The sequence below is a fragment of the Massilia sp. UYP11 genome, from assembly GCF_050434805.1.
Lineage (GTDB): Bacteria > Pseudomonadota > Gammaproteobacteria > Burkholderiales > Burkholderiaceae_D > Telluria.
In genome coordinates this window covers 355,668-375,679 of sequence record NZ_JBNDJE010000003.1, presented here as the reverse complement: position 1 = coordinate 375,679, position 20,012 = coordinate 355,668, and the positions used below count along the sequence as shown (strand labels likewise).

The 20,012-nt window shown below is 66.5% G+C and carries 17 protein-coding genes; 9 read left to right on the top strand and 8 right to left on the bottom strand.

From position 1 onward, the window contains the following. Positions 1 to 67 precede the first annotated feature (67 nt). On the bottom strand, positions 68 to 1,834 hold the full coding sequence (locus ABIB38_RS08340; protein WP_429203293.1) for a GMC family oxidoreductase: 1,767 nt from the start codon (positions 1,832 to 1,834) through the stop codon (positions 68 to 70). Between the two features lie 112 nt (positions 1,835 to 1,946). Then, positions 1,947 to 2,762: an alpha/beta fold hydrolase gene (locus ABIB38_RS08335; RefSeq protein WP_429203292.1), complete on the bottom strand. Its 816-nt coding sequence runs from the start codon at positions 2,760 to 2,762 to the stop codon at positions 1,947 to 1,949. A 473-nt stretch (positions 2,763 to 3,235) separates the two neighbouring features. Here ABIB38_RS08335 and ABIB38_RS08330 point away from each other — a divergent pair, with 473 nt between their 5' ends. Next, the gene (locus ABIB38_RS08330) at positions 3,236 to 3,571 is read left to right on the top strand and encodes a KGG domain-containing protein (protein WP_429203291.1); all 336 of its coding nucleotides are present in this window, start codon (positions 3,236 to 3,238) and stop codon (positions 3,569 to 3,571) included. A gap of 61 nt (positions 3,572 to 3,632) precedes the next feature. Here ABIB38_RS08330 and ABIB38_RS08325 read toward each other — a convergent pair whose 3' ends face one another. From ABIB38_RS08325 to ABIB38_RS08305, 5 genes are read right to left on the bottom strand one after another with little or no spacing between them, the layout of a single operon-like run. After that, on the bottom strand, positions 3,633 to 4,976 hold the full coding sequence (locus ABIB38_RS08325; protein ID WP_429203290.1) for a sulfite reductase subunit alpha: 1,344 nt from the start codon (positions 4,974 to 4,976) through the stop codon (positions 3,633 to 3,635). Beyond that, entirely contained in the window at positions 4,973 to 5,983 is a 1,011-nt protein-coding gene (locus ABIB38_RS08320) for an FAD:protein FMN transferase (protein WP_429203289.1), read from the bottom strand. The genes ABIB38_RS08325 and ABIB38_RS08320 overlap by 4 nt, the downstream gene beginning before the upstream one ends. 5 nt (positions 5,984 to 5,988) lie before the next feature. Beyond that, positions 5,989 to 6,804, bottom strand: coding sequence for a DUF4198 domain-containing protein (locus ABIB38_RS08315; RefSeq protein ID WP_429203288.1), 816 nt, complete (start codon positions 6,802 to 6,804; stop codon positions 5,989 to 5,991). Positions 6,805 to 6,833: 29 nt separating this feature from the next. Then, on the bottom strand, positions 6,834 to 7,346 hold the full coding sequence (locus ABIB38_RS08310) for a DUF2271 domain-containing protein (RefSeq protein WP_429203287.1): 513 nt from the start codon (positions 7,344 to 7,346) through the stop codon (positions 6,834 to 6,836). Positions 7,347 to 7,386: 40 nt separating this feature from the next. After that, the gene (locus tag ABIB38_RS08305) at positions 7,387 to 8,124 is read right to left on the bottom strand and encodes a PepSY-associated TM helix domain-containing protein (RefSeq protein WP_429203286.1); all 738 of its coding nucleotides are present in this window, start codon (positions 8,122 to 8,124) and stop codon (positions 7,387 to 7,389) included. A 309-nt stretch (positions 8,125 to 8,433) separates the two neighbouring features. Between ABIB38_RS08305 and ABIB38_RS08300 the strand changes: the two genes are divergently transcribed. From ABIB38_RS08300 to ABIB38_RS08275, 6 genes are all read left to right on the top strand, one after another. Then, positions 8,434 to 11,289 carry a 2-oxoglutarate dehydrogenase E1 component gene (locus tag ABIB38_RS08300; protein ID WP_429203285.1) on the top strand — a complete coding sequence of 952 codons (2,856 nt, stop codon included), beginning with the start codon at positions 8,434 to 8,436 and terminating at the stop codon, positions 11,287 to 11,289. Positions 11,290 to 11,372: 83 nt separating this feature from the next. Continuing rightward, complete coding sequence (gene odhB / locus ABIB38_RS08295) at positions 11,373 to 12,641, top strand: 2-oxoglutarate dehydrogenase complex dihydrolipoyllysine-residue succinyltransferase (protein WP_429203284.1); 1,269 nt, start codon at positions 11,373 to 11,375, stop codon at positions 12,639 to 12,641. A gap of 69 nt (positions 12,642 to 12,710) precedes the next feature. Next, the gene (locus ABIB38_RS08290; protein ID WP_429203283.1) at positions 12,711 to 13,079 is read left to right on the top strand and encodes a PspC domain-containing protein; all 369 of its coding nucleotides are present in this window, start codon (positions 12,711 to 12,713) and stop codon (positions 13,077 to 13,079) included. Between the two features lie 15 nt (positions 13,080 to 13,094). Continuing rightward, positions 13,095 to 14,531, top strand: coding sequence for a dihydrolipoyl dehydrogenase (gene lpdA / locus ABIB38_RS08285; RefSeq protein ID WP_429203282.1), 1,437 nt, complete (start codon positions 13,095 to 13,097; stop codon positions 14,529 to 14,531). A 163-nt stretch (positions 14,532 to 14,694) separates the two neighbouring features. After that, positions 14,695 to 15,792, top strand: coding sequence for a cell division protein ZapE (zapE, locus tag ABIB38_RS08280; protein WP_429203281.1), 1,098 nt, complete (start codon positions 14,695 to 14,697; stop codon positions 15,790 to 15,792). A 14-nt stretch (positions 15,793 to 15,806) separates the two neighbouring features. Then, entirely contained in the window at positions 15,807 to 16,520 is a 714-nt protein-coding gene (locus ABIB38_RS08275) for a hypothetical protein (RefSeq protein ID WP_429203280.1), read from the top strand. Positions 16,521 to 16,691: 171 nt separating this feature from the next. Here the strand turns inward: ABIB38_RS08275 and ABIB38_RS08270 are convergent, their stop codons facing one another. Further along, positions 16,692 to 17,489 carry a PP2C family protein-serine/threonine phosphatase gene (locus tag ABIB38_RS08270; protein ID WP_429203279.1) on the bottom strand — a complete coding sequence of 266 codons (798 nt, stop codon included), beginning with the start codon at positions 17,487 to 17,489 and terminating at the stop codon, positions 16,692 to 16,694. A gap of 206 nt (positions 17,490 to 17,695) precedes the next feature. On the opposite strand from ABIB38_RS08270, the gene ABIB38_RS08265 reads away from it, so the two are divergent. Both ABIB38_RS08265 and ABIB38_RS08260 read left to right on the top strand, forming a co-directional pair. Next, positions 17,696 to 17,896, top strand: a complete 201-nt coding sequence (locus ABIB38_RS08265) for a YdcH family protein (RefSeq protein WP_005666222.1) — start codon at positions 17,696 to 17,698, stop codon at positions 17,894 to 17,896. 34 nt (positions 17,897 to 17,930) lie between these two features. Then, a complete protein-coding gene (locus tag ABIB38_RS08260) occupies positions 17,931 to 20,009 on the top strand; it encodes an ATP-dependent DNA helicase (RefSeq protein ID WP_429203278.1) in 2,079 nt (692 codons plus the stop codon). Positions 20,010 to 20,012 lie beyond the last annotated feature (3 nt).

The following is a 20,012-nucleotide window of genomic DNA, read 5'->3' as shown; positions in this document are numbered from 1 at the left end:
TATGGTCCCGGCGCCTCGGGGCGCCGTGGTGGTGGTCTCGACTGCGTGTGTGCCGCCTGGTGCGGCCTCAGGAATCGTCGGCCAGGGCCGGTTCGCGCAGCACGCTGCCGCGGTGGCCCCGTGCGCGAATGGCGTCGGCGATTTTCTCGGCCATCATGATCGTGGGAATATTGGTGTTCGCCGAAGGCAGGCTCGGCATCAGCGAAGCATCGACGACGCGCAGGCCCGCCACGTCGTGCACGCGGCCTTCGGCGTCGGTCACCGCGCCCGGGTCGCCGGCGCTGCCCATGCGGCAGGTGCCGCTGGCATGCCAGACGCCGAAGACGGCCTTGCGGATGAACGCATGCAGCGCCGCGTCGTCGGCCAGGAGCGCGCTCATGCGCTGGCCGCCGGTCACGAAACGTTCGATGATCCAGCGCCGCAGCGGCGCCGGGGTGTCGAGCCCCAGTCCCAGCGCCCGCGTCAACAGCGCGTTGCCCGGCGTCACGCGGCTCAGTGCCTTGACGCGCGGCGAGAAGGAGGCCGGGAAGAAGTCGCCGGCATGGCGGTGCAGGTCGCTGTGCATGACCACCGCGGCCAGCTTGCGCACCCCGATCGCCATGCGCAGCAGATCGCGTTCGTCGTTCAGCAGGTTGAGGTCGACCTCGGGGTGCGCGAGCGGATCGGGCGAGGCGAGCCGCACTTCGCCGCGCGAGTAGGGCCGGTTACACCACAGGAAGAACAGGCCGAGGCGGTTGCCCAGCGCGTGCCAGGCGGCGCGCGTCGAGCTCGACATATACATGTCGGACGCGTCGCAGCCGGCCAGTTGCGACGAGAAGCGCGCCGCCGTCATGCTGGCGCGGCGGCGCGACAGCGGCATCCGGAATTCGGGCGCCAGGAAATGGCAGAAGGTCAGCGAAGGATGGTCTTGCAGGTTGCGGCCGACGCCGGGGCGGTCGGCCACGACCGGGATGCCCAGGCGCCCGAGGGCGGCGGCGTCGCCGATGCCGGCATGCAGCAGCAGGGCCGGCGATTGCAGGGCCCCGGCGCACAGGATCACCTCGCGGGCGTCGAAACGCAGGGAATGGCCGGCGCCGTCGCGCGCCTGCACGCCGGTTGCGGTGCGCCCCGCCATGATGACGCGCTCCACCCTCAGTCCGGCATGGATGCGCAGATTCGGCCGTGCGCGCGTCGCCGCGTCGAGGTAGCCCGCGGCGCTCGATACGCGGCGGTCGTCGATGTTCGAGAAGGCCGCCGGAAACAGGCCGTCGCCAAAGTCGGCGTTCTGGTCGTCCATGTAGGCCAGGCCGTTGGCTTCCATGCCGCCGGCGAACGCGTGGCAGAAGCGCGGCCAGTCGGCGCGGGCGATGCGGCGGATCGGGATCGGACCGCGGTCGCCGTGCAGCGGCGCGCCGCCGAAATCGAGATCGCGTTCGAGCTTGCGGAAATACGGCAGCACTTCGTTCCAGCCCCAGCCCGCGGCGCCCTGGCCGACCCAGCCGTCGTAGTCGCGCGGCAGGCCGCGGTTGGCCGCCTGCACGTTGATGCTGGAACCGCCGCCCATCACGCGGCCCTGTTCATAGGTCTTCAGCGGAGAGGTCGGGGTGGCGCGCGCCTTGAGTTCCGGCCAGATGAAGCGGTCGCCGCAGAACAGCGGCATCGGATAGCTGTCGAGGATTTCGGCCGGCTCGCGGCCTGGCGGGGTGTCGGATCCGGCCTCGATCAGGGCGACCCGCACGGCGGGGTTGTCGGACAGGCGGTTGGCCAGAACGCAGCCGGCGGAGCCGCCGCCGACGATCAGGTAATCATAGTGTTCCTGCACATTGCTCACACATGTCTCCTTGCTGTGCAGCATCGCCGGTTTCCGTCGTGCCGCTACTTGTATGCAATGAGATTAACGTGGTTTCTTCATCTGCTCTAATAATGTTTAATGATCCGTGTTATCACTCCTTATGATATTTCGCTGTTCAGATTTTCCCATCCCGCCCCATGGCGGAAATGAACTGGCCGCCAGCGGCGATGACCTCGGCGCTGCACTCGCGCTGCGGCGAATGCCCGCAGCCGGGCAAGACCAGCAGTCGGGCATGCGGGACCAGGCGCGCGATCGCGTGCAGCTGGTCGAGCGTGCCGTAGGGGTCGTCCTCGCCCTGGATCGCCAGCAGCGGGGCCGTGATCGCCGCCACGTCGGCGCGGATGTCCCAGTCGCGGAAGGCAGGATCGAGCCAGATGTCGTTCCACCCGCGAAACGCCGCGTCGACGTCGTCATGGTAGGGCGCCAGCCGCGCCCGCAGCGCACCGTCGCGGTAGGCCTCGCGCGCCGCCGCGATCGCCGCCAGTGCGCATTCCTCGACGTACAGATGGGGCGCGGCGACGATCAGCCCGCTCAGCTCGGCACTGTGGCGTGACGCGTACAGCAGGGCGATCGAGGCGCCGTCGCTGTGGCCGAAGAGCCAGGGTTGCACGATGCCCAGCCGCGCGAGCAGCGCGGGCAGGACTTCATGCGCCTGCTGGTGCATGTAGTCGGGCGTCAGTGCGGCAGTGCGCGCACTCGAGCGGCCGTAGCCGAAGCGCGAGAACACGAGTCCGCGCAGCCCCTGTGCGCGGCAGAATTCATCGGGAAAGTCTCTCCAGTGCGAAACGGATCCGAGCCCTTCGTGCAGGAACACGACGGTCGGGCCCGCCGACGCCGGGGCGCCGACCCACTGCGCCTCGAGCTGGATGCCCTGGCCGCGCCAGGGGAGGTCGATGAAGAAGGGTTGAGTGTATGGGACGGGCTTTGTCATGGTGCGCATGCTACCGCAAGCACGAGGCCGCCTGCCACTGCTGCGCCAGGCGCCGGTCAGTCGTCGAGGCGGTAGCTGCGCAACTGAAACACCATCCTGCCGTCTTCCCGTTCGCACGCTGAAGCGACGCGCCTGCGGCAGCCTACCGAGTTGGCGCCTGGCTGAATGCCACCGTCACGGCGACGAAAAGACGGTGGCCGATGTCGCTGTTCATATTGCGCCAAAGATATATAGATGTCTCAAGCTAGCTTGTTTCTTCCCAATAACTGCCATATTGATAATTATCATTCTAAAAACTGGCAAATACATATCGAATTTTTCTTCCGGAATGCCAGTCCACACGTATCCACCAATGCGGCGAATTCCTACAGGATGACTGCCGGTTTTTGGTGTTCAGCGCGCTTTCAGGTGGCTACGATGGAGTCCTTCGCGTCAGCACCGCTGACATTGTTCACGATGAAAAGGAGTCAATCATGGCAAACAATTCGCGTAACAACAACCCGCAGGGCAATAACCAACACTCGCAGCAAGGCAATAGCCAGAGCGGCAACCAAGGCAACCAGAGCAACCAAGGCAACCAGGGAAGCGGCAAGCAAGGTTTCGCCTCGATGGATCCAGAGCGCCAGCGTGAAATCGCCAGCGAAGGCGGCCGCGCTTCGCATGGTTCGGGCAACCAGCAGAGCAATCTGAACCAGGGCAGCCAGCAAAGCGGGCGCAACCAGGGCAGCCAGCAGAAGGGCGTCCAGGGCGGCACGCCGGAACAGCACGCCGAAGCGGGGCGTCAAAGCCACAAGAACGACAAACGCTGACGCTGCTCAGCACAGCAAGGTCGATCGATTCCGCCGGCAGCGCCGGCGGTTCTCTTTTTTCCTAGTACACGTCGCGCCGGTAGCGTCCGTCGGCGATCAAGGCCTCGACCCGTTCGGGGCCGAGCGCCGACACCAGCGCATCGTGCACGCCGCCGGCCATGCCTTGCAGGCTGCCGCACACATAGATGGCTGCGCCATCCACGACCCAGCGGCGGAGTTCTTCCTGGTGCCCATCCAGCAGGTGCTGCACGTAGCGCGCCTTGTTCTCGTCACGCGAAAACGCCAGGTCGAGCCGCGTCAGCATCCCATCGGCGCGCCAGGCTTCCAGCTCCTCGCGGCACAGGAAATCGTGGGCCGCATTGCGCTCGCCGAACAGGAGCCAGTTGCGATCGATTCCGGCGTCGATGCGCGCCTTGAGCAGCGAACGCAATCCTGCCAGGCCGCTGCCGTTGCCGATCGCAATCAGGGGCCGCCCGGCATTGCTTCCCAGCCGGAAGCGCGCGTGGGCGCGCACGCGCAGGCGGATCGTGTCGCCCGGGGTCGCGCCCACGCACAGCCAGCCGGAGGCCGCGCCCGGTGCGCCGTCCGCGCGCGTCTGCAAACGCACCAGCAGGTCGAGCCGGCCTTCGCAGGGCGCCGAAGCGATCGAATACTCGCGCGGATGGCCCGGGTCGAGCGGCGCGCTGACCTGGGCCAGGTCGCCCGCTTCCCAGGCGGGTAGCAGGCCGGCGCGCGGCGCGAGGGCGATGCGGTACAGCGGCGCGCCGGCGCTGCCCGGGTTCAGGTGGATGCGGCTGGCGATGCGCCACTCGCCATAGGCGGGCGCATCCCAGTCCGGCACATCGCTGGTGCCGGCCAGGCGGCTCAGCTGATGCTGCCAGGCCGCCAGCGCCTCGGGCGCGCCGCGGTCGACGTCGATCCGGTCGAACAGCGGCGTGGCGCCGCGCCCGCGCAGCCAGGCGTCCAGTGCGCGGCCGAAGCCGCAGTAATTGGCATACGTCGCGTCGCCCAGCGCCAGCACGCCATAGTGCAGCCGCGAGAGGTCGGGCGCCTGGCCCATCGTGTGGCCGGCGAAGCGCGCGGCGGTATCCGGCGCATCGCCTTCGCCATAGGTGCTGCAGACGAACAGCACGCGCGAGGCGGCGGCCAGCTGCGCGCCGTCCACGCGCGACATGCAGGCGGCGCGCGCGTCAAGGCCGCCCAGCGCCAGGGTGGCGGCGGTGCGTTCGGCCAGGAATTCGGCGCTGCCGGTCTGGCTGGCGTGGACCACGAGCCAGTCGGGCGCGCCGCCGCCGGACCGGGTGCGCGCCAGGCGGCTGCGCCAGATGCCGAGGCACATGGCAAGATAGACCGCGGACAGCGCGAGCGCGCCGCCCCAGCGCAGCGGGTCGATCGTCAACATCATTGCAATAGAGCGCGCCAGGCGCTGGACGCGGTGTCGACCAGGCCGCCAGGCGCGCGCGCCAGGAAGCGCGCCGCGATGGCGCGCGCCTCGGCGAAGGCCAGGCCTTCGTCGGGACCCAGCACGGTCAGCGCAGTGGACAGCGCATCGGCCGCCATGCAGGTCGGCGCCAGCACCGTCACCGAGGCCAGGCCGTTATCCACGGGATAGCCGCTGCGCGGATCGAGGGTGTGCGCGGCGCGCCGGGCGCCATGTCGATAGTAGCGGCGGTAGTCGCCCGAGGTGGCGATCGCCAGGCCATGCAGCGCCACCACGGCCTGGGTGGCGGATCCCCCGGCATCCGGCACCGCCTCGATTTCCACCCACCACGGTTCGCCATTGGCCTTGACGCCGGCGCCGCGCAGCTCGCCGCCGGCCTCGACCACGTAGTGGCGCACGCTGCGCTGCTCGAGGCAGCGCGCCATGCAGTCGACCGCATAGCCCTTGGCGACGGAAGAAAAATCGAGGAGGGCGCCGCCCGGCTGCAGCAGGCGGCGCGTGGCGCGGTCGAGCAGCGGTTGACGGGCGCCGCGCTGCGCCAGCACGGCGCCGATCGCGGCCGCGTCCGGCGCATGAAAGCCGGCCTGGTCGTACCGCCGGGTGGCGCCGAACCCCCACAGGTTCACCAGTTGCCCGCCGGCCGGATCGTAGGCGCCGCCGCTGTCGTCGTGAACCCGCAGCGCGTAGTCGGCGACGTCGAAGCATTGCGGCGGCAGCGCATGCCAGCTGCCGGCCGGGGCATGGTTGTAGCGCGACAGGAGGGAGTCGGGCTCCCAGTGGCTCATCTGCGCGACGATCTCGTCCAGTTCGCGCCGCAGGGCAAGCGTCAGGGCGGCGCCGTCGGCGCCGGGCGGCAGCATCAGCCGCGCCGACCAGCCGGTGCCCATCGCCGTGCCCGAAGTCGTGTACAAGGTGCTGCCGCCGGGCGGCAGCGCCATGTCGACCTGCAGCGGAACGAGAACGTCGCGCATCGGGCTTATTGCGGCAGGACTTCGAGGGTGGCCGCGTAGCTGTAGCGCCTGGCGCCCGGCTGCGGCTTGCTGTCGCCGAACGGGAAGCCGGCGCTGAGCCAGTACATGTTCGCCGCCGGCACCGTGAACGACGCTTCGCCGTTGGCGTCGGTGTTCAAGCGCTGCTCGCCCGAGGCGCCACGGTACTTGACGGTGCCCTGCACGATGCTGAACGGCAGGTTGGCGACCGGCTTGCCGTCGAGGTGAAAGCGCACGCGGATCGGCTCGCCGACGCGCAGGTCGGACGGATTGGTCAGCGGGATCATTTCCAGGCCTTCGCCGACCGGCTTCAGGGCAGTCTCGCTGAGCTTGTTGGCCGAGACGAAGGTCTCGTTGCGCGAGTGGACGGCGGTGGTCTGCACGTCGGTGGCGCCGGCGGGGATCGCGACCGCCGGGCTGCCGGCGACGCCGCGGAAGCGCTTGGTCTCGCCGTTCAGCTTGTAGCTGCCCGTCAGGTTGTTGTTGACGATGGCCAGGCGATAGGTGCCGTCCTTCGGCAGGCGCAGGTCGAGCGTGCTGCGGTATTTGCCAACCACGGCGCCTTCGGCCCTGGCCTGCACGCCGTCCGGATCGGTGACCATCAGGTTGTCCAGGCGCAGCGGGTGGTGGTTGAACTCGAACACCTCGTTCGAGATCGCGGCATCGATCGTGACCCAGGCTTCCTTCGAATCGACCATGGCGGTATTCGGCAGGATCCAGGCGCGGTGGGCCTGGGCCGTCATCGAGGCGCCGGCGAGCATCAGGCCGACGATGGCGGCTCGGTAAAGTTTGTTCTGCAGCATGTGGTTCTCCTGATTGTGTGTATTGGTCGTTACTGGATCTGGAGCGAGACGGCGCCCAGTTCTTCCTTGCCGGCCGCGTTCGCCGCCAGCTTGCCCTTGCCGGCCCAGGTGAACGGCACCTTGACCACTTCGCGTCCGCCCGCCTCGCGCGCCGCTTCGACCACCAGCTTGTAGTCGCCGGCCGGCAGCTTGTCGATGCCGTGCCTGGCGCCGTTGAACTTCATGGTGTGGGCGCCGGGCGCGCGGGTGGCGCCGCTGACGCCGTCGATCGGCAGGGTGGCGTCGCGGCCCGCCTTGCGCCACCAGGTGCGCAAGTCCTTGACCCATTTCTCGCCGCCCTTGTCCTTCATCTTGACGTCGTACAGCACGGCCAGGTTGGAAGCGATGCTCTGGTCGGCATGCTCGATCCAGATCGCGACGTAGGGCTTGTGGTACTCGGCCACGTTCAGCTGCGGCAGTTCGAACTTGACCGACAGGTCGGCGCCCATGGCCGAGCCCGACGCGAGCGGGAGGGCAAGGGCGAGCGAATAAGACAGTTTCATTCTTGGTCTTCTCTCAGGTTGATGGGGCGGTGGGCAAAACTCAGTGAACGAACAGGAGGGCCAGCACGATCGGCAGCACGACGCCGAAACCGACCACCGGCCAGGTCGACGGCCGCTTGGCCGCGTGGTACTTCAGGATCAGGAAACCGGTGATGCAGAACACCACGCAGGCCACGGCGAAGAGGTCGATGAACCAGCTCCAGGCCGCGCCCGTGTTGCGCCCCTTGTGCATGTCGTTGAGCCAGGAGATCCAGCCGCGGTCGGTCCGCTCGAATTCGGCGCTGCCGTCGACGGCGATGCGCAGCCAGGCGTCGCCGCCGGGGCGGGGCAGGGCGACGTAGGCGTCTTCCTCGCTCCATTCGGCGCGCTTGCCGCGCACGTCGACCGGGAAGGCGCCATTGGTCCAGTCCGCGATCTCGCTCGGCAGCGGCACTTCGGCGTCGACGTGGTCTTCCGCATAGGCCTGCAACTGGGCCCGCAGCGGCTCGGGGAGGGTCGCCTTCAGGCGCGTGACCACGGGCCTGGCCTCGACCAGGGTGGCGTTGTTCAGGGTCAGGCCGGTAAAGCTGAACAGCAGCATGGCCATCAGGCAGATGGCCGAACTGATCCAGTGCCACTGATGCAGCTGCTTGAGCCACATGGCGCGGCCGGCGCCGGGCAAGCCGCTGCCGGCCGCGGGGCTGGCAGGCGTCACGAATGCGGCGGTGGCGGCAGGCGCGGGCGCGGCCTCGGGGGCAGGCCCGGGTTGATGGTCGAGGGGAGGCGCGGATGAAGACATCAGCAAATGATAACGATTATCATTTACACGGTCAACCCGGCAGTGAAATAGTTGCTGAAATCACCACGCCGGAACATACATTTTGAAATAAATAATTTCTTGGGCCAGAATCTGCCTCGGCCGAGATCATGCGTTACAATAATATGCGCAAATTGGCAGGATTTTGCACAAGTATTTTGGTACCGAACAGTCCTTCCCCCACAACTTGATGTCTTGAAGTGCAATCCGCTAACCGGTCAGGCCGTGTCGCGGAAGGTTTTAAACAACCCGCCCAAACCTCGCGAAGCGCGAAAAGAAAGGTGAGCAAGAATGATGCAACAATCTAACGCCAACTCCTACCTGTTCGGCGGCAATGCCCCGTACGTGGAAGAGTTGTACGAGGCCTATCTGGACAACCCGACCTCGGTGCCCGAAAACTGGCGCGCCTATTTCGACCAGATGCAGCACGTGCCGGCAGTCGACGGCTCGAACCGCCCCGATGTGGTGCACTCCTCGGTGGTGGCCTCGTTCGCGGAACGCGCCAAGCAGGGCCCGATCCGTACCGTCGTCGCTTCGGCCGACTCAGAACTGGGCCGCAAGCGCGTCGCCGTCACCCAGATCACCGCCGCCTACCGCTACCTCGGCTCGCGCTGGGCCAACCTGGATCCGCTGCAGCGCCAGGAACGTCCACCCCTGCCGGAACTCGACCCCGCCTTCTACGGCTTCACCGAAGCCGACCTCGACACCGTCTTCAATATCAGCAACACGTATTTTGGCCAGGAAACCGCGCCGCTGCGCGATATCCTGAACATGCTGCGCGATACGTACACCCGTTCGATCGGCGCCGAGTTCATGTACATCAGCGACCCGACCGAAAAGCGCTGGCTGCAAGAGCGCCTGGAATCGATCCGCTCGACCCCGACCTTCAGCGCCGAGAAGAAGAAGCACATCCTCGAGCGCCTGACCGCGGCCGAAGGCCTGGAACGCTACCTGCACACCAAGTACGTCGGCGCCAAGCGCTTCTCGCTGGAAGGCGGCGAGTCGTTCATAGCCTCGATCGACGAAGTGATCCAGCGCGCCGGTGAAAAAGGCATCCAGGAAATCGTGATCGGCATGGCCCACCGCGGCCGCCTGAACGTCCTGGTCAATACCTTGGGCAAGAGCCCGGCCGACCTGTTCGAAGAATTCGAAGGCAAGCACGCCGACGACCTGCCGGCCGGCGACGTGAAGTACCACCAGGGCTTCTCGAGCGACATCTCGACCCCGGGCGGTCCGGTCCACCTGTCACTTGCTTTTAACCCATCTCACCTCGAGATCGTCAACCCGGTCGTCGAAGGCTCGGTCAAGGCGCGCATGATGCGTCGCGGCGACAAGAAGGGCAAGGAAGTGCTGCCGATCCTGGTGCACGGCGACGCCGCGTTCGCCGGCCAGGGCGTGGTCATGGAAACCCTGAACCTGGCGCAGACCCGCGGCTACGGCACCGGCGGCACCGTCCACATCGTCATCAACAACCAGATCGGCTTCACCACCTCGGATCCGCGCGACGCGCGTTCGACCCTGTACTGCTCGGACGTCGTCAAGATGATCGAGGCGCCGGTGCTGCACGTGAACGCGGACGATCCTGAAGCCGTGGTGCTGGCCAGTCAGATCGCCCTCGACTACCGCGCCGAGTTCGGCAAGGACGTCGTGGTCGACATCATCTGCTACCGCAAGCTGGGCCACAACGAGCAGGACACGCCGGCGCTGACCCAGCCGCTGATGTACAAGAAGATCGCCAAGCACCCGGGCACCCGCAAGCTGTACGCCGAGAAGCTGGCCGCGCAGGGCACGATCGAAGCCGATGGCGGCGACAAGCTGGTCGCGGCCTACCGCGACGCCATGGACGCCGGCAAGCACACGGTCGATCCGGTGCTGACCAACTTCAAGGGCAAGTACGCCGTCGACTGGGCGCCGTTCCTGAACAAGAAGTGGACCGACGCCGCCGACACCGCCGTGCCGGTCACCGAACTGAAGCGCCTGGCCGAACGCATCACCAAGGTGCCTGAAGGGTTCAAGCCACATTCGCTGGTCGAAAAAGTGCTGGCCGACCGTGCCGCCATGGGCCGCGGCGAGGTCAACCTCGACTGGGGCATGGGCGAGCACCTGGCCTTCGCCTCGCTGCTGGCCTCGGGCTACGCGATCCGCCTGTCGGGCCAGGACGCCGGCCGCGGCACCTTCGTGCACCGCCACGCCGTGCTGCACGACCAGAACCGCGAGCGCTGGGACCAGGGCATCTACCTGCCGCTGGCCAATGTCTCCGACAACCAGGCCGACTTCACCGTGATCGACTCGGTGCTGTCCGAAGAAGCGGTGCTGGGCTTCGAATACGGCTTCTCGACCGCCGAACCGAACACCCTGACCATCTGGGAAGCCCAGTTCGGCGACTTCGTCAACGGCGCGCAAGTCGTCATCGACCAGTTCATCGCCTCGGGCGAAGTGAAGTGGGGCCGCGCCTCGGGTCTGGTCATGATGCTGCCGCACGGCTACGAAGGCCAGGGTCCGGAGCACTCGTCGGCCCGTATCGAGCGCTTCCTGCAGCTGTGCGCCGACAACAATATGCAAGTGGTGCAGCCGACCACGGCGGCCCAGATCTTCCACCTGCTGCGCCGCCAGATGGTGCGCCAGTTCAGGAAGCCGTTGGTGATCTTCACGCCGAAGTCGCTGCTGCGTAACAAGGATGCCGGTTCGCCGCTGACCGACCTGACCAAGGGCGGTTTCCAGACCGTCATCGGCGAATGCGACGACAAGGTCGATGCAGGCAAGGTCAAGCGCGTGGTCGTGTGCTCGGGCAAGGTCTATTTCGACCTGGTCAATGCACGCAAGACGCGCAACAGCGCCGACACCGCGATCATCCGTATCGAGCAGATGTACCCGTTCCCGCACAAGTCGTTCGCCGCCGAACTGAAGAAGTTCCCGAACGCGACCGAAGTGGTCTGGGCGCAGGACGAGCCGCAGAACCAGGGGCCATGGTTCCAGATCCAGCACAACATCTTCGAAGGCATGGAAGATGGCCAGCGCCTGGCCTACGCCGGTCGCGCCGCGTCGGCTTCGCCGGCGGTGGGGTATGCGGACAAGCACATCGCCCAGCAAAAGGAACTGCTCGAAACCGCGTTCTCGAAGCTCAAGGGTTTCATTCTGACGAAGTAATCTCGTCAGATAGGGTAAAACCACGACCCCCACGTTCCGTGCGTGGGGGTACTTGCAAAGAATAATTACTGGAGTTTTAGAAAATGGCACAAATCGAAGTCAAGGTACCTGTTCTGTCGGAATCCGTTGCTGAAGCAACCCTGCTGTCGTGGCACAAGAAAGTCGGCGAATCCGTCTCGCGCGACGAAAACATGATCGACATCGAGACCGACAAGGTGGTCCTGGAACTGCCGGCGCCGAGCGCCGGCGTGATCGTGCAGCTGCTCAAAGCCGACGGCGATACCGTCGTCGCTGGCGAAGTCATCGCGGTCATCGATACCGAAGCATCGGCCCAGACCAGCCCGATCTCGGTCAAGGCCATTCCATCGGCGGCGCCGAACGCATCGATCTCGGCCGCACCAGCGGCGAGCGCGCCGGCGGCTGACCAGTCGAAAGCGGGTGTGGCCATGCCGGCCGCCGCCAAGATCCTGGCCGACAACAACATGAGCGCGTCGAACGTCGAAGGCTCGGGCCGCGATGGCCGCGTGACCAAGGGCGACGCCCTGGCTGCTGTCGCCGGCAAGCCGGCCGCCGCACCTGCCGCCGCACCTGCCGCCGCGCCAAAAGCAGCCCTGCAGCAAGTCGCCGCTCCGGCGCCAGCCAGCCTGGGCGACCGTCCGGAAGAGCGCGTGCCGATGAGCCGCCTGCGCGCCCGTATCGCCGAGCGCCTGCTGCAGTCGCAATCGACCAACGCCATCCTGACCACCTTCAACGAAGTGAACATGGCGCCGGTCATGGACCTGCGTAACAAGTACAAGGACAAGTTCGAGAAAGAGCACGGCGTCAAGCTGGGCTTCATGTCCTTCTTCGTCAAGGCCGCCGTTGCCGCGCTGAAGAAGTACCCGATCCTGAACGCCTCGGTCGACGGCAACGACATCATCTACCACGGCTACTTCGACATCGGCATCGCCGTCGGTTCGCCACGCGGCCTGGTGGTGCCGATCCTGCGCAACGCCGACCAGATGTCGATCGCCGAGATCGAGAAGAAGATCGGTGAGTTCGGCCAGAAAGCCAAGGACGGCAAGCTGACCCTGGACGACCTGTCGGGCGGTACCTTCTCGATCTCGAACGGCGGCGTGTTCGGCTCGATGCTGTCGACCCCGATCATCAACCCGCCGCAGTCGGCGATCCTGGGCGTGCACGCGACCAAGGACCGCGCCGTCGTCGAGAACGGCCAGATCGTCATCCGTCCGATGAACTACCTGGCAATGTCGTACGACCACCGCATCATCGACGGCCGCGAAGCCGTGCTGGGCCTGGTCGCGATGAAGGACGCGCTGGAAGATCCGGCCCGCCTGCTGCTGGACCTGTAATCCACCCCGTGCCGGCGCCGCGTCGGTGATCGAACCGCGGCGCCGGCTTGCTGTTTGCCGGAGAACGCCATGCTGTCAGACGAAATCAAGCGGCTGCACGAGCTGCACCAGGCCGGCGCGCTGTCGGATGCCGAATTCGAGCAGGCCAAGGCGCGCATCCTGTCGGGTGCGTCGACCGTGAGTCTCACTAAAGAGCCGACCTTCAGGGAGCCGCCGGCCAGCGAGCGGATTTCGTTCGACCGGCACCGCGACGACCTGCTGAGCGGCCTGCGCCGCTCGCGGATCGACCGCTGGCTGGGCGGCGTGTGCGGCGGCCTGGCGCGCACCTACGGTCTCGAATCGTGGGTCTGGCGCCTGATCTTCGTGCTGTTCGTCCTGACGTTCGGCTTCGGCATCCTGATCTACCTGCTGTTGTGGGTATTCGTTCCGGAAGAATAAAGAGGAATCAAAGTAATGAGCGATAAACAATTTGACGTCGTCGTGATCGGCGGCGGTCCTGGCGGCTACATCGCCGCCATCCGCGCGGCCCAGCTGGGCTTCAAGACCGCCTGCATCGACGAGTGGAGCACCGCCGCCGGCAAGCCTGCCCCGGGCGGCACCTGCACCAACGTCGGCTGCATCCCGTCCAAGGCGCTGCTGCAATCGTCGGAACACTTCGAGCACGCCGGCCACGCCTTCGCCGACCACGGCATCAAGGTCTCGGGCCTGGAGCTCGACCTGGGCACCATGCTCAAGCGCAAGGACACCATCGTCAAGCAGAACAACGACGGCATCCTGTTCCTGTTCAAGAAGAACAAGGTCACCTTCTTCCACGGCCGCGGCGCGTTCGCCGGCAAGGCGGAGGGCGATGCGGGCTACACCATCAACGTCAGCGGCCCGACCACCGACACCATCACGGCGAAAAACGTGGTCGTCGCGACCGGTTCGAACGCACGCCAGCTGCCGGGCGCGGAATTCGACGAGAAACTGATCCTGTCGAACACCGGCGCCCTGGCGATCGACGCCGTGCCGGGCAAGCTCGGCGTGATCGGCGCCGGCGTCATCGGCCTGGAAATGGGCAGCGTGTGGCGCCGTGTCGGCGCCGACGTCACGGTGCTGGAAGGCCTGCCGACTTTCCTGGGCGCGGTCGACGAGCAGATCGCCAAGGAAGCGCACAAGCTGTTTACCAAGCAGGGCCTGAAGATCAACCTGGGCTGCAAGATCGGTGCGATCACCAAGGGCGCCAACGACGTCACCGTGGAATACGCGGATGCGACCGGCGCTTCCTCGACGGCCACTTTCGACCGCCTGATCATCTCGATCGGCCGCGTGCCGAACACCAATGGTCTCGGCATCGAGACCGTGGGCCTGCAGTTGGATGAGCGCGGCTTCGTGGTGGTCGACGACGAATGCCGCACCAGCCTGCCGGGCGTGTGGGCGGTGGGCGATGTCGTGCGCGGCCCGATGCTGGCGCACAAGGCCGAAGAAGAAGGCGTGGCGGTTGCCGAGCGCATCGCTGGCCAGCACGGCCACGTCAATTTCAACACGATTCCCTGGGTGATCTACACCTCGCCGGAAATCGCATGGGTCGGCAAGACCGAGCAGCAGCTGAAGGCCGAAGGCGTGCAGTACAAGGCCGGCACCTTCCCGTTCATGGCCAACGGCCGTGCGCGCGCGCTGGGCGACACCTCGGGCATGGTCAAGTTCCTGGCCGACGCCACGACCGATGAAATCCTGGGCGTGCACATCGTCGGCCCGATGGCCTCCGAGCTGATTTCGGAAGCCGTGGTCGCGATGGAGTTCAAGGCGTCGTCGGAAGACATCGCCCGCATCTGCCACGCGCACCCGTCGCTGTCGGAAGCGACCAAGGAAGCCGCGCTGGCGGTGGACAAGCGTTCGCTGAACTTCTAATAAAGCGAAATCGGCTGGCGCTCCGGCGCCGGCAAATCGTAGGGTGGACGGCTCCGCCGTCCACGCGTTCAACCCGCGCGGGCATGGTCACCATCGTGGCGCCACGCCGTTCGTTGAACGCGTGGACGGGGGACCCGTCCACCCTACTTTTGGCAACTCCCATATGAACGTCCAAGAGTATTACCAGCACGCGCTGAACGAGCGCGGCTTCAAGTCCGACCCGGCGCAGCAGATGGCGGTCGACCGCCTGCAACAGGCGTACGACGACTGGGTCCATTACAAGGCCCAGCGGTCGTCCGCTTTCAAGCGCCTGATCAACCGTCCCGACGTGCCCAGGGGCGTGTACATGTGGGGCGGGGTAGGGCGCGGCAAATCCTTCCTGATGGATTCGTTCTACCTGGTGGTGCCGGTGGTGCGCAAGACGCGCCTGCACTTCCACGAGTTCATGCGCGCCGTGCATGGCCAGCTCGATGAGCTCAAGGGCGTGGCCGATCCGCTCGACGAAGTGGCCAAGCGCATCGCCAGGAAATACCGCCTGATCTGCTTCGACGAGTTCCACGTGTCGGACATCGCCGACGCGATGATCCTGTACAACCTGCTCAAGGCCCTGTTCGACAACGGCGTGAGCTTCGTGATGACTTCGAACTACGAACCGTCGACCCTGTATCCGGACGGACTGCACCGCGACCGCATGCTGCCTACCATCGCGCTATTGCAGGAGAAACTGGATGTGCTGAACGTCGATGCCGGCAATGACTACCGCAAGCGCGCTTTGGCCCAGGTGGAGGCCTATTACATGCCGCTCGATGCGGCGTCCGACAAGGCGCTGCGCGACGCCTACGCCAGGGTGGCCGATACCGCCGACGAGTCGCCGGTGGTCTATATCGAAAAGCGCGAGATCCGCGCGCTGCGCCGCGCCGGCGGCGTGATCTGGTTCGACTTCGCCACCCTGTGCGGCGGCCCGCGCTCGCAGAACGACTACCTGGAACTGGCCAGCCAGTTCCATACCGTGATCCTGTCCGGCATCCCGGCGATGTCGGCCGCCCAGTCGTCCGAGGCGCGCCGTTTCACCTGGCTGATCGACGTGTTCTACGACCACAAGGTCAAGCTGATCATGTCGGCCGCGGTCGAACCGGAAGAGCTCTACACCAAGGGCCAGCTGGCGAACGAATTCCACCGCACCGTATCGCGTATCATCGAGATGCAGTCGCGCGAGTACCTGCTCGCCGAACGGCGCGGCGCGGCCGACGCCATTGCATGATCGAAAGGAACACCATGAGAAGACAACCGATGCTGCGCGCCGCCGCAGTGGCTGCATTGACCCTGTTGCTGGCGGCTTGCGCGGGCCCCGAGCTGGCGCTGCAGGAGGCGCCGCCGGCGCCCACGACGTCGCCCGAACAGGCCGAACAGCGCCTGGCCACGGTCGCCTCGGAACGCGCCGCGATCGAGGCCCGCTTTGCCGAGCGCGAGGTGGTTTGCTACGAGAAATTCTTCGTCAATCGCTGCCTGGACGAAGCGCGCGAAGTGCGGCGCGCGGCCCTGGCGACGCAGCGTGCGATCGAGATCGAGGCCTCGCACTACCTGCGCCGCCTGAAGGTCGAGGAGCGCGACAGGGCGATCGCCGAAGCCGATGCCGCCTATGCGCAAGAAGAAGCCAGGCTGGCCGCCGAGCCGCCGCCGGTGAAGAAACCGGCCGCCGCCGCGCCGCCGGCGAAAAAACCGGCCGCCGCCGCGCCGCCGCGCGCCAGGTCGGGCGACTCGCGCGTGGTGCGCGGCCAGCAGCGGGCCCAGGAAAGCACGGCGAACGCCGAGCAGGAAGCCGCCGAGCGCGCGGCCAATGTCGCGGCCTATGAAGAGCGTCGCCGCAAATCGCAAGAACGCCAGAAGGAAGTGGCGCGCCGCGTGGCCGAACGCGAAGCCAAGGCGGCCGAGCGCGCGGCCGACGAAGCCAGGCGCGCCAACGGCAACCAGCCGGCGCCGACGAACTAGCCCTTAGCTTAAGTACGTCGTTCCCGCGCAGGCGGGAACCTCATTCGCATGCGCGGCCACAAGGTCGAACGTAGCCGTCGTGCGAGCAGGCTTGGATTCCCGCCTGCGCGGGAATGACGTGCCTGGGCAGCAGGGAGGGGGAACTCGCGCCTGTTCAGGTCGGTTCGTTGTTCACGCCGACGGCGATCTTGGCCCTGCGAACGACCCGTCCTGCGCCGGCTTGACCAGTTTCACGATGGCCATGGTGCAATTGCCGCCCTTGCCTTGCGAGCGCTCGGTGGCCTTGTTGATGAGCATTTCGGAGGCCTGGCGCGGCGTCGTCCTGGCGGTCACGGCCGCCAGCTCGGCGTCGGTGAAGAAATGCCACAGGCCGTCCGAGCACAGCAAGAAGCTGTCGCCCGCCGCCAGCCCGCTATGGCTGCCGGTCGTGACGAAGGGCTCCTTGCGGCTGTTACCCAATACGTTGAGCAGGAGCTTGGAACGGCGGTGGTTGCGCGCCGCTTCCGGCGGCAGGCGGTCGCTGGCGACCAGGTGCTCGACGTAGGCGGTGTCGCCCGTGCGCACCACGCACTTGCCGTGCTCGAAGCGGTACAGGCGCGAATCGCCCACATGGGCCCAGACCGCCTCGCCGTGCGGGCTGATCACCAGGCCGACGAAGCTGGCGTGGATCTCGGTCTGCGTGGCCACGGCGTTCATCTTGATCACCGTGTGGGTCTCGCTGATCATCTCGTGCAGCAGTCGGGCCAGGCGCTCGATGCCGGGACCGTCGCCGGGTTTGAATTCGTCGAAGACCTGGCGCGCCGTGTGCAGCACCTGGTCGGCCCCGGCCGGGCTGGCGACCCCGTCCGACAGCACCGCGAGCACGTAGCCGGGCGCGCGGGCGCCGGTGAACAGGGCGGCGCGGTCGCTCTGCTGGGGGCGGTTCCCGATATGTTGCGCGGTGCCCGCTTCGATCTTGTAAGAAGTCATAAATCCGTGTTTTCCAGGACGCTAACGCCAATCTTTGTTGGCGGCAACCTCCGCCTCGATTAAACTATGCACTGAGAAGCCATCTGCTTGCAAGTTTATCTCGTAGCAACAACATGGCAAGCCCCGGCGCGCCGCGCCCGGCCGGCGCTGCCCGCCATTTTTTTCCCGCAACCGCATTTTTCACTGAACTGTTTGGAACAGTAAACATGACCGACGTCCAGGACATCCAGCGCCGTATTATCGAACTCGATGTGGAACACCGCGACCTCGACGCCGTGATCTCCCTGTTGACGGCGGACGGTCATGCCGACCAGTTACAACTGCGCCGCCTCAAGAAGCGTAAACTGCAGCTCAAAGATCATATTACGCTGCTGAAGATGCAGCTGGTACCCGATATCCCCGCCTGATGCATTGCCTTCAGGCACAACAGACCCACGTATTTTGACCGACCACCTACCCGAATCTCCCGTTGGCTCCGGCCTCGCCGCCGCGCCGACCGGGGCCGACGCTGCCGACGTCGTCGCAGCGTCGGCAACCCAGGCGCCCGCAGGCAAGTATGACGCCGACGTCGATCGCCTGTTCGGTGCGGGCGGCCCGCTCGCGCCCGCCGTCGGCACCTTCAAGCCGCGCCAGTCGCAGACCGAAATGGCCAAGGCCGTGGCCCAGGCCATCGCCGACCAGCAAGTGCTCATGGCCGAGGCCGGCACAGGCACGGGCAAGACCTTCGCCTACCTGGTGCCGGCGCTGCTGTGGGGCGGCAAGACCATCGTCTCGACCGGCACCAAGAACTTGCAAGATCAATTGTTCCTGCGCGATATCCCGACCGTGCGCGCCGCCCTGCGCGCGCCGGTCTCGGTCGCCCTGCTCAAGGGCCGCTCGAACTACGTCTGCCATTTCCACCTCGAGCGCACCCTGCAGAACGGGCGCCTGACCTCGCGCGACGACGTCGGTCACCTGCGCGAGATCTCGCGCTTCATCAAGATGACGAGCTCGGGCGACAAGGCCGAGCTGGCCAAGGTGCCCGAGACCGCCACCGTGTGGAACCTGGTCACGTCGACCCGCGACACCTGCATGGGCGCCGAGTGCCAGTACTACCAGGATTGCTTCGTGATGAAGGCGCGCCGGGAAGCGCAGCAGGCCGACGTGGTGGTGGTCAACCACCACCTGTTCTTCGCCGACGTGGCGCTGAAGGATACCGGCGTGGCCGAGCTGCTGCCGTCGGCCAATACCATCATCTTCGACGAGGCGCACCAGTTGCCCGACGTCGCGACCCTGTTCTTCGGCCAGTCGATCTCGACCTCGCAAGTGCTGGAACTGTGCCGCGACGTGCTGGCCGAGGGCCTGGCCCATGCGCGCGGCGGCCCGGACTGGGCCAAGGTGGTGACCGTGGTCGAGAAGGCGGCGCGCGACCTGCGCCTGTCGTTTGGCGACGGCAACCTGCGCCTGTCGCTGCCGCAGATCATGCCAAGTTCGCAGTTCTTCCCGGCGCTGGAAAAACTGAAGGAAGAAATCGCCGGCATGATCACGGTGCTGGAAGAAAACGCCGCGCGCGCCGAGACGATCGAAGCCTGCCGCCTGCGCGCGCACGAGCTGGCCGCCGCCTTCGAGGCGTGGAAGCCCGACCACAAGGCGCCGGCCAACGAGCAGGCGGTGCTGTGGGCCGAGGCTTTCTCGTCCTCGCTGCAACTGCACAAGACGCCGCTGTCGATCGCGCCGATCTTCGCCAGCCAGCGCGAGGGCACGCCGCGCAGCTGGATCTTCACCTCGGCCACGCTGGCGGTGAAGAACGACTTCAAGCACTTTTCCGACCAGCTGGGACTGACGGGCGAGCCGGCCAAGACCTGGCCCAGCCCGTTCGATTACCAGAACCAGGGCATCCTGTACGTGCCGACCGGCTTGCCGGAGCCGCAAGCGGCCGTGTACACCGACGCCGTGGTCGATGCCGCCTTGCCGGTGATCGAGGCGGCCGGCGGCCGCACCTTCTTCCTGTGCACGACGATTCGCGCCGTCAACAAGGTGGCCGAGCGCCTGCGCGTTGAATTCGCCGAGCGCGGCTGGGATTTCCCGTTGCTCGTGCAGGGCGAGCGTGGCCGTACCGAGCTGCTCGATTCCTTCCGCAATGCCGGCAACGCGGTGCTGGTCGGCAGCCAGAGTTTCTGGGAAGGCGTCGACGTGCGCGGCGAGGCGCTGTCGCTGGTGATCATCGACAAGCTGCCGTTCGCGCCGCCCGACGATCCGGTGCTGGCCGCGCGCATCGAGGTGATGGAAAAGCAGGGCATGAATGGCTTCATGCACCACCAGCTGCCCGAGGCGATCATCACCCTCAAGCAGGGCGCCGGGCGCCTGATCCGCGACGTCGACGACCGCGGCGTGCTGATGATCTGCGATCCGCGCATCATCACCAAGCCCTATGGCCGCCGCATCTGGCAGAGCCTGCCGTCGTTCAAGCGCACCCGGGTGCAGGAAGAAGTCATCCAGTTCTTCCGCCCGCTCGAACAGGCGGACGAGAGCGCGGCCTGAGCG